Consider the following 10,419-nt stretch of genomic DNA (forward strand, 5'->3'; position numbering starts at 1 on the left):
GACTTCACCCACCTCCCTACGATAAGTCAACATCGACTCAGCATAGCTTCGTCGCCGGATATCCTTTATCTCAGTCGATGTGCTCCAGTCCATTCGTCGCTAAACGAGTGCTTACGCTTTGTGTTTTACCAAAGTGCTTTTGCAGCATCGATTAGATCTTTGCCGATTTCACCTTCGAATTCTGAATAGATAACAGTCATTGCATCTACCCATGCTTGTCTTTCTTCTTCAGATAGTTCAATAATTTCTGTTTTACCAGAAGCTTTAATTTCTGCAAGTTGTTCGTCATTTACACGCTTACTATTGTCACGAACCCAAGCAGTCGTTTCGTCTAAAGCCTTTTGTAATTGTGTACGAACATCTTCTGGAAGACCATTCCAGAAATCAGAATTTGTAATTACAGCATATCCAAGGTAGCCGTGGTTACTCATTGTGATATATTTTTGAACTTCATGCATCTTTTGGGAGTAAACGTTAGAAATTGTGTTTTCTCCACCATCGATTACACCTTGCTCTAATGCACTATATACTTCACCAAATGCCATAGGTGTTGGGTTTGCGCCTACTGATTTGAACTGGGCTTCAAGTACTTTACTAGACATTACACGTAATTTTTGACCTTTGAAGTCAGCTGGAGCTACAATCTTTTTATTTGAATGTGTTTGTTTGAATCCGTTATCCCACATTGCTAAACCAAGTAGGTTTTGTTCCTCAAGCATTGTAAACAGTTTGCCGCCGATTTCTGGGCTTTCCATTGCTGCTTGAACGCCTGCTTCATCTTTGAAAATGAATGGCAAGTCAAAAAGAGTCCATTGTGGATATAGCTTTGTAACAACTGATGTTGAAGGTGCAGCTAATTGAACGTTGTTTTGCTGTACTGCTGCTAATACATCCTCATCTTTATATAGCTGAGAGTTCGGGAATACTTGAATTTCAACTTTTCCATTTGTATATTCTTCAGCTAATTGTTTAAACATTTCAGCTGCTTGACCTTTTGGTGTGTTTTCAGCAACAACGTGTGAGAATTTAATAATAATCTTTTCGTCACTAGCACCGCCGCCAGCTTCTCCACCTTCTTTAGAAGTACTTTGTTGTGATCTTGCACCACAGCCAGCTAGAATACCAACCATAAGTACTGCTGCGAGCATCATCATAAGCCACTTTTTCATTAAAAAACCCCCTAGATTTGTTTTAAATTCATAAACACCATTAAAAACATTTCGTCTCTTTTGTTTATTATGAATTGTCTATTATAGTACAGGCGGCGTCGATTTTTGTTAATAATTTGGTCATATTGTACCTTTTGGTCTTTTTGGTCTGAAAACGCTAACAGTATTGGTGTGAACAGAAAAAAGGAGCCATTAAGCCCCTTTTGAAAGTTTGTCAAAAATATGAATTGTAAGTAATCTATAAAATTATTATCCTTTTGTTATATAACGGTTTATTGGCCTTCCAACCCCGCCGTACTGGATATCAATGAAGATATGTCCACTCTTGGCAAGATAGTCTAAATAGCGTCTAGCAGTTACTCTAGCTAGACCAACTTTTTCAGCTACTTCCTCAGCTGAAAGAGGCAGTTTTTGGTCATTTAGGTAGTTCATAATCTTTTTGAACGTTACTTCATTCAATCCTTTTGGTAATTCTAAATTTGATGATTCATAGTCTTCTTTTTCAAAGCGAATTTGATCTAAATCCTGTTGAGTAAGATTTGCTTTGCTGTGAAGCTGGTTTCGGAATGATCGGTAGTTTTCTAGCGATTTTTTTATCCGTTCAAATTTAAAGGGCTTCATAATATAATCAAACGCTCCATTTTGAAGTACATTTCGAATTGTTTCCATATCTGTAGCAGCCGTAATGGTAATTATATCAACGGTAATAGCCTCTTTCCTAATTTGGTGAATCGTTTCAAGGCCGTCCTGAGCAGGCATGAAAATATCAATAAAAATGAGGTCGGGCTTTAATTTTTTGATCATTTTTATTCCTTCATAACCATTCCCGGCAATTCCCACAATCTTAAATCCTTCTATTCTTTCAATGAATTGACGGTTAACCTCTTGTACCATCGGATCATCTTCTATTAGCAATACCCTAATCATTTGACTCGTCATTTTCAAAACCCCCTATTGGAGAATTTTCGTAAAAAGTAATTATAAAGGAAGTACCGAATCCTTTTTCGGATTCGACGACAATTTCACCTTTTGCTTTATTCACAATTTCCTTTACTAAATGGAGACCGATACCATGGCCTTCTTGCCCTTTTGTTGAAAATCCATGCGAGAATATTTTTTCTTTAATTCCTTCGTCCATGCCATCACCGTTATCCTCTACGAGTATGGAAGTTACATTAGAATCTTGTTCAATACTTATGAATATTTGTTTATCTGTCTGACTCACTGTACGAAAGGATTCAAATGCATTTTCGATTAAGTTACCAATGATGACGACAAAATCATGATGGTCAAGCGGGGGAGGAAACCATCCTAAATTGCTATTGCGGTCGATGATAACTTGGATCCCCAGCTCTTTTCCCCTGCTGACCTTACTTAATAACAAACCTGATAAACTTTCATCACGAAAGCTCTTCCCTAAAAATTGCGTTAATTCCTGTTGTTCCTCTGTTATTTGAAAAACATAATCAAGCGCCTTTTCTTTATGATTCATTTGAATGAGACCTGCAATCGTATGGAGCTTATTCATATGCTCATGGTTTTGGACGCGGAGAGCGTTTACAAAGGCTTTTACCCCAGTCAGCTCCTCTGCCAATTTCTTTACCTCTGTTTGGTCTTGGAAAATAGCAATAGCACCGACCGTTTGATTATTTACTTTAATCGGAATCCGGTTGGAATGAAGGATTTGATTACGTACATTTAATTCCTTGTTATAGATGGGATGATTATAAGTCAGAATTTCCGGTAAATAGGTATCTGGGACTACATCACGAATTTTTTTTCCGATAATATCCCCTGAAACCCCTAATAATTGTTTTGCCTTATCATTAAAAATAGTAATAATTTCGTTATTGTCTATAGCGACTATGCCTTCGTGCATGGCATTAAATGTTTCTGTTCGTTCAACAAGTAAAGCGGCAATTTCATAGGGTTCTAAATGAAAGATTTGCCGCTTGATATGATTGGCCAACATCCATGAACCCCATCCTCCAAAGAGGATTGATACGATTAATGTAGTAATAATTTCAAATTTAAGACTTGCGATAATTTCGAATACTGTCGGCAGTAAATAGCCAACTAAGACGACTCCGATTTGCTCATGCTCATGATTCATTACAGGAACAAAAGCACGGACAGCTGTTCCTGATTCCCCTTTTGCTTTCACTGTATACGTATGTTCGGCAAAGGCGGGGCCTTCATCAGTACCTTCCGATACCTTCCCTATTAAAGATTCTACCGGGTGAGACAATCTGACTCTATTCATATCAAGTACGACGATATAACTGGCGCCATTAATGATCCGTACTCGCTCCACAAGCGGATTAATGGTGCTGCGTTCTTCCGATGAACCATTTACGGTAGATCTGATACCTGGAAATTCAGCAACTGTTCTTGCTGTTATTAGCGCCCGATCCTTTAATTCATCTTCTTTGACATTAATAAAATTTCCGATCAGCCCGATTCCAATCATAAAAATTGAAAAACCCATAATCATTAAAATGAGGCCCATGATTTTCCAACGAATTGGTATATTATGATACATTACAATACTACCTCTGTATTAAAAAAATTATATATAGTATATTGTACCACGCTTGGACAGGTATGATAAAATTATCTTAAAAATATTTCCATTATGGTGAATGTTATGAAAACCTTTATTAGTACTTTCATTTTGATTTTTATATTTTTTATGTTTGTTTTTTTTATTGGCTTTGGGCCTAATAATGACTCAAAATCGATTCCTTTTGATCATGAGCAGGAAGGGTTGAATAAACAAATTGTCATTAATTTTAGTCATGTTGTTGCTGAAAATACTCCTAAAGGACAAGCAGCCGAACGATTTGCAAAATTAGTAGCTGAGAAAACAAACGGCAAGGTAAAGGTAGAGGTTTTTCCAAATGGGGTTTTGTATGCTGAGGGTGAGGAGGTCAATGCGTTAATACGTGGAGAAATTCAAATGATTGCACCGGCCTATTCTAATATGACTGAGCTTTTGCCTGAATGGCTTATACTGGATCTCCCTTATATTTTTAAGGATGATGAGCATGTTGAAGCAGTTTTGAATGGTGAAATAGGGGACGCTTTACTCTCCCAATTGAAAAAACATAATATTAAAGGGATTGCCTTTTGGAGTAATGGATTTAAACAAATGATGAGCAATCGTGGCCCTTTAAAGGCGCCGGCAGATTTTCTAGGCCAACGATTTCGAATTATGCCAAGTAAAGCACTTGAAGATCAGTTTCATGAGTTAGGTGTGAAAACAAGTGCGATGCCCTTTAATCAAGTGTATCGCAACCTTGAAAGCGGATATTTGGATGGGATTGAAAATACGATTTCAAATATTTATTCCAAGCGCTTTTATAAAGTTCAAAAGTATATGACGATCAGCAATCACGGCTATTTAGGGTATTCGGTGATGATGAATCAAGAGTTTTGGGACTCCCTTCCGAAAGACATTCAAAAGGATATAGAAGAGGCCATGGATGAAACAACAAATTGGTTGTATACTGAGTCACAGGAAATTAATAATGATCAATTAAATATGATCAAAATAACGTCCGATATTCTCATACATGTGCTTAGCGATGAGGAACGAGAAAGTTGGATTGACTTTTTCCAACCCTTATACGAAGAATATGGTGAGAAGTACGGAAAAAGATGGATTAATGAAATTCAGAAACTATCGAACTAGACTAGGGGGAACAGTATGAGTGTAATTAAACTAGCAGTTATACCAGGGGATGGAATAGGGAAGGAAGTAGTGCCGGCTTCCTTAAAGGTATTGGATGTTTTGGCAGAGCTTCATGGGGGCTTACGGTTTGAATATAAACAGTATCCTTGGAGCTGTGAGTACTACTTAGAGCATGGGGTTATGATGCCGGAAGATGGCATTGAACAATTAAAGGATTCTGATGCTGTCTTTTTAGGTGCTGTTGGAAATCCAAACCTTGTTGCCGACCATATCTCACTTTGGGGATTATTAATTAAAATACGTCGTGAATTTGAACAAGTTATCAATGTTCGTCCGGCACGCAGTATGAAGGGTGTTACGTCCCCATTAGCCAATCCTAAAGATTTTGATTTAATTGTTGTCCGTGAAAACTCTGAAGGTGAGTACAGCGAGTCAGGCGGACGAATTCATAGTGGTAAGGATGAGGTAGTCATCCAAAATGCCGTATTTACTAGGAAGGCTACAGAACGGGCGATGCGATATGCTTTTGAACTAGCGAAGAAGCGTCGCGGCAAGGTAACAAGTGCAACGAAATCTAATGGAATTGTCCACAGTATGCCGTTCTGGGATGAGGTATTTCATCAAGTAGCCGCTGAATATCCCGGTATTCAGACAGAATCCAGACATATTGATGCTCTTTCAGCCTTTTTTGTAACCCGTCCACATGAATATGATGTTATTGTTGCAAGTAATTTGTTTGGAGATATTTTAACTGATATTGGGGCGGCCATTATGGGAAGCATCGGCATTGCTCCAGCTGCCAATATCAATATAAACGGAAAGTATCCTTCCATGTTCGAGCCAGTTCATGGCTCTGCACCGGACATTGTCGGAAAGGGCATTGCCAACCCGATTGGCCAATTATGGACTGCATCGATGATGTTAGATCACTTCGGATATCAGGATTTAGGAAAAAATCTTTTACAAGCGATTGAATCAACATTGGAAAAAGGGATCAAAACTCCTGATCTTGGTGGCAGAAGCAAAATGGATGAGGTCATCGAAGAAGTAATAAACCAATTGAAAAATATGTAAATGTAAAAGTCCAGAGACTGGGCTTTTTTTTGTCCTTCATAATTTCTTTATAATTTGCTCACAGTTTGTCAATGGTTAATCAATTACCTTACTTCTATACTAAAAATGAAGACAGCACTTATAGATAAATAGTTGGAAGGGGGAACATTGAGGTGAAAAAGAATCAGAAGAGGTTGTTGGGGATAGTTTTTGCAAGTTTAATAGTCTTTACAGCAGCATGTTCGGGGGTCCAGCCGCCTAATCAATCAGTCTCACAGCAAGGTCAAGAAACAAATAAGGAAACTAGTTCCGGAAATAATCAAGATACAAACACAATCGAATTAGCTTATAACCCTCCGAAAATGGAGGAACTTGAAGGAAAAGATGATCCGCTAAGTGAATCAATCAAACGAGGCTATTCGTATGTCAATGAGTCAGATACAGCACTTGATCAATATGTAGGAAATAAATTGTCTTGTACAAGCTGTCATGCCGGTGCAGGTGTAGGTGAAGCATCTTCACTAGTAGGAGTAACAGCCGTATCTCCAGAATATAATCCTCGTGCAGGAAAGGTAATGAGTATTGAAGACCGTATTAATGGCTGTATGGTTCGTAGTATGAATGGTGAAAAATTGCCGCTTGATAGTCAGGAATTAAGAGATATGGTTTCATATTTACAATATATTTCAACCGGTATCCCAATTGGGGCTGATATACCATGGAGAAAGCCAAATACGATGAAAGTAGAAGATATACCGGAAACAGATTTAGTTCAAGGGGAAGAAATTTATAAAAAATCATGTATTGCATGTCATGGTGCAGATGGTGAAGGAATCGGCGCTAATACTGGACCTGCTGTATGGGGAGAACATTCATTTAATGATGGCGCAGGGATGGCTAGACTTTCTACTGCGACGATGTTCATCCAAAGAAACATGCCGGTTGGTCAGGAAGGCAGTTTGACAATCGAAGAGGCAGCAAATGTGGCGGCCTACATTCTTTCGCAGGAACGTCCTAAATGGAAGGGTAGAGAAAATGATTGGCCCAAAGGTGGGGCTCCTAAAGACAGTCCTTACTACGATGAGTTAAAAAGTGTTAAAGAAGGTCTATAAAAATTGAATGTTTGAAAATTTGTTGATTTTTAGTAGCTGAGGACTTGAGATGTCTTCGGCTACTTTTGTTATACTAAAACATACTTAACTTTTGAAAAGAGGGTGCATCATATCATGTTTAATGTCTTTATTGTTGAGGATGAACAAACGATAGTTGACGTTCTCACTGCCTACTTTGAAAAAGAGGGATGGTCTGTCAACTCTGCAACAAATGGATCTGATGGATTACATTTGATTAAAATCCTTAATCCTGATTTCATTATCCTCGATTTAATGTTACCTGATATTTCTGGTGAAGAAATTTGCAGAGAGATTCGTAAAGAGTCCAATGTTCCGATTATTATGTTAACAGCGAAAACAGCGGAAGAGGACCGGATTCAAGGAATTGAAATGGGGGCAGATGATTACATCCTAAAACCATTCAGTCCTAGAGAATTGATTGTAAGAATGAAAGCAATTTTAAGAAGAATCGACAGATTTGACAACAGTAGTGAATTAACATTTAACAATCGTGATTTAATAATCAAAGAAAAGGAAAATGAGATTATAGTTAACGGGAAGTGTATTGAATTAACACAACTGGAATTTAAATTGCTGACTGAAATGGCAAAATCACCGGGCATTGTTTTTAGCCGTTCTAATTTATTAAAGCTAATACAAAGTGATGGTTTTTATGAGGGATATGAGCGATCTATTGATGTCCATATTAAAAATATTCGCAAAAAAATGGAAGTAAATACGAAACAGCCTCAATACATACAAACAGTATTTGGGGTAGGTTATCGGTTTGGAGGGAAACCAGATGCTACGCTCGTTACATTCTAAACTTTTATTCTATTTTGTTATTTTATCCATTCTTAGCATTTTTCTGATGAGTATTGCATTTAGGCTTTCATTCGAAGATTGTTTCTCTACCTACCTAGATAACCGGCGCGAAGATGAAATTACAAGATTTACGAATGTGATAAAAGACCTGTATGTAATGGAAGGGTCACTTAATAAAAGAAATATTGCAAATTCCGGTGAATTGCAGACGTTAATATCGTACCAAGCAGTATCGGAGGGTTTATTTTATGAAATCAGAAATAAAGATGGTATTAAAGTTATCGATTCAATGAATTTAATAAAGGATATAATGGGAATTACGATTAATTTTGAAAACAAAGGATCGGTAATAAAGGATTTGGGGCTTAACTCGGAAACAAAATCATTATTTGTTAATAATGAAAAGATCGGGACAGTTACGTTTTATTATAAACTTGGTTATAAAAAAGGTGAATTTGCGTTTAAGGAAAGATTGAACAAGCATATTATTGCAGCAGAAATGACGATGGTTTTAATTTCTCTCATCGTAAGCTTCTTTTTTTCAAAAAAATTAACGACAGGGTTGAGATATGTTTCTAACAAAGCGAAGGAACTGCGGGGTAATTTAAATGTAAGGATTCCAGTTAAAGGGCTGTCTGAAGAAATAGCCGCAGTGGCTATTTCAATTAATGAACTTGCAGAATCGTTAAGTTATCAAGAAAAGCTAAGAAAACAATATTCATCTGACATGGCTCATGAATTCCGGACACCGATATCAACATTAAGAAGTTTAATCGAAGCTTTTCAAGATGGAATATTACAGCCAACAGCTGATAAGCTTGAAAAATGTCATTCAGAATTAATGCGATTAGTTCGGTTGGTTAATGAGCAGGAACAGTTAATGGTTGCTGAAAATCCTAAACTTAAACTTCAGATTGAACCGATTTCATTATATGAAGAAATTTCGAATATCCAAGAGATTTATGCACCTGGTTTTCAAAAAAAGAATATAGCATTAGAAATTAAGGAATTACCAACAAATGTGAAGTTTCTTGCTGACCGAGACCGATTTAACCAAATTATTTCAAACATATTAATGAATTGTTTCAAATTTACAGGGGAAAACGGACAAGTTATGATTAGTGCTAATGATACTGATAATTTTATTGAGATCATGATAGCGGATAATGGGGTGGGAATTTCAGAAGAAGACCTTCCATATGTCTTTGAACGTTTTTACCGTGGTGATAAATCCCGCGTCCGACAGACTGGAGGCAGTGGACTTGGGTTATCCATCGTCAAGGCGTTGGTTAGTGCCCAAGAGGCAACAATTATAATAGAGAGTAAAGAAAAAGTTGGAACCAAGATCATCCTTCGTTTCCCCAAATATATAGAGAACTAAAAAATGAAGGTTTTTGGTACAAAAAAAAGCGCATGTACTCACATGCGCAAACATAGGGAGAAAATATTTTATTAATCAGATACTGATTACAAAAATAATATAACCAAAGTATACAATAAATAAACAGTAAATGAAATAGATTTGAAATATTTGTGGTAAATAATTAATAAAATGACCAAATTTCTTATAATAAGTCCAAAATTTTACCTATGTATTGCTAATGTAAATGTTTGATTTCATCCTCAGTTAACATTTGGCTTTGGCCGACACCTTCCCCGGCCATTTTACTTTTGAATTTTTCAAGCATATATAATCCGACCATACTATAAAGTTCCTGTTCATTCATTTCTTCGATTAATTCAAGGATGTCCTTTCTTTTTAAAGCTTCTAAAACAGAAAAGATAATAATGTCCGCATCTTCCTCATCGCCGGTTAATATATGGCTATACATCTTATAAAGATCGTCAATCAACTTTTTCATACTATCAGCACTCCTCTACCGCTCTTCATTTGTTTTAGCTTTCCGTTATCCTCTTAAAAAGATGCATATTTTAACAGGTTTATTTATATTCCATTAGGCTTCTATACAAGCACCATTTTTTTTGTTTAATAAACTATAAGGACAAGGAGGTGTTGTGAAAATAATGGAACAATTGGGAAGTTTCTTGAAATTCTTTATAGCAATTGGTGGCTCGATCGTTTCATTTCTGTACGGAGGCCTCGATTCATTATTAATGATTTTTACCGGATTAGTCGTAATTGATTATGTTTCAGGCCTATTAGCTTCCAGCACAGAAGGAAAATTATCAAGCCAAGTTGGCTTTAAAGGTATTGCTAAAAAAATTATGATTTTCGCACTTATTGCTGTAGCTCATTTTGTTGACCAGTTGCTTGGAAATAACCACCTTATTAGAGATGCCACCATTTTCTTCTATATGGCCAATGAGCTCCTATCCATCATTGAAAATGCAGGAAGGCTTGGAATCCCAATTCCGGGTTTTTTAAAAAATGCTGTTAACCTTCTCCGAAATAAGTCAAAATAACCCTCTTATGAATATTTAACCCATATCTAAGGAAAAAGTAAAGTATATATTAACTTTATTCAGCTGAACTGAATAAAGTTAATGCCTCCGGCGGATGCCTCAGATTTTCAAAGGTAGTTTTTCGAGCAAGCTCGAAAAAATC

The 10,419-nt window shown here is 36.7% G+C and carries 10 protein-coding genes; 6 read left to right on the forward strand and 4 right to left on the reverse strand.

The genetic code is table 11. From position 1 onward, the window contains the following. Positions 1 to 125: 125 nt before the first annotated feature. The 3 genes from BAZO_RS12170 to BAZO_RS12180 all read right to left on the reverse strand — a co-directional run bounded on the left by BAZO_RS12170 (position 126) and on the right by BAZO_RS12180 (position 3,711). Positions 126 to 1,169: a TRAP transporter substrate-binding protein gene (locus BAZO_RS12170; protein WP_003331846.1), complete on the reverse strand. Its 1,044-nt coding sequence runs from the start codon at positions 1,167 to 1,169 to the stop codon at positions 126 to 128. Positions 1,170 to 1,418: 249 nt separating this feature from the next. Then, positions 1,419 to 2,096, reverse strand: coding sequence for a response regulator (locus BAZO_RS12175; RefSeq protein ID WP_003331847.1), 678 nt, complete (start codon positions 2,094 to 2,096; stop codon positions 1,419 to 1,421). Beyond that, the gene (locus tag BAZO_RS12180; protein WP_003331848.1) at positions 2,089 to 3,711 is read right to left on the reverse strand and encodes an ATP-binding protein; all 1,623 of its coding nucleotides are present in this window, start codon (positions 3,709 to 3,711) and stop codon (positions 2,089 to 2,091) included. Before BAZO_RS12180 ends, BAZO_RS12175 begins: the two co-directional genes overlap by 8 nt. 105 nt (positions 3,712 to 3,816) lie before the next feature. Between BAZO_RS12180 and BAZO_RS12185 the strand changes: the two genes are divergently transcribed. The 5 genes from BAZO_RS12185 (at position 3,817) to BAZO_RS12205 (ending at position 9,234) form a co-directional block, all read left to right on the forward strand. Beyond that, the gene (locus BAZO_RS12185; protein WP_003331849.1) at positions 3,817 to 4,863 is read left to right on the forward strand and encodes a DctP family TRAP transporter solute-binding subunit; all 1,047 of its coding nucleotides are present in this window, start codon (positions 3,817 to 3,819) and stop codon (positions 4,861 to 4,863) included. A 15-nt stretch (positions 4,864 to 4,878) separates the two neighbouring features. Beyond that, positions 4,879 to 5,937 (forward strand): tartrate dehydrogenase, encoded by a 1,059-nt coding sequence (locus tag BAZO_RS12190; protein WP_003331850.1) that lies wholly within the window; start codon positions 4,879 to 4,881, stop codon positions 5,935 to 5,937. A 152-nt stretch (positions 5,938 to 6,089) separates the two neighbouring features. Then, entirely contained in the window at positions 6,090 to 7,028 is a 939-nt protein-coding gene (locus BAZO_RS12195) for a c-type cytochrome (protein ID WP_003331851.1), read from the forward strand. A gap of 114 nt (positions 7,029 to 7,142) precedes the next feature. Further along, positions 7,143 to 7,853, forward strand: coding sequence for a response regulator transcription factor (locus BAZO_RS12200; RefSeq protein ID WP_003331852.1), 711 nt, complete (start codon positions 7,143 to 7,145; stop codon positions 7,851 to 7,853). Next, positions 7,831 to 9,234 carry a sensor histidine kinase gene (locus BAZO_RS12205; protein ID WP_003331854.1) on the forward strand — a complete coding sequence of 468 codons (1,404 nt, stop codon included), beginning with the start codon at positions 7,831 to 7,833 and terminating at the stop codon, positions 9,232 to 9,234. The genes BAZO_RS12200 and BAZO_RS12205 overlap by 23 nt, the downstream gene beginning before the upstream one ends. A gap of 217 nt (positions 9,235 to 9,451) precedes the next feature. Here the strand turns inward: BAZO_RS12205 and BAZO_RS12210 are convergent, their stop codons facing one another. After that, the gene (locus BAZO_RS12210; protein ID WP_003331855.1) at positions 9,452 to 9,715 is read right to left on the reverse strand and encodes a DUF6154 family protein; all 264 of its coding nucleotides are present in this window, start codon (positions 9,713 to 9,715) and stop codon (positions 9,452 to 9,454) included. 163 nt (positions 9,716 to 9,878) lie between these two features. Between BAZO_RS12210 and BAZO_RS12215 the strand changes: the two genes are divergently transcribed. Then, positions 9,879 to 10,277 carry a phage holin family protein gene (locus BAZO_RS12215; RefSeq protein ID WP_003331856.1) on the forward strand — a complete coding sequence of 133 codons (399 nt, stop codon included), beginning with the start codon at positions 9,879 to 9,881 and terminating at the stop codon, positions 10,275 to 10,277. The last annotated feature ends 142 nt before the right edge of the window (positions 10,278 to 10,419 follow it).

Origin of the sequence: Schinkia azotoformans LMG 9581 (genome assembly GCF_000307855.1) — a bacterium.
Lineage (GTDB): Bacteria > Bacillota > Bacilli > Bacillales > Bacillaceae_J > Schinkia > Schinkia azotoformans.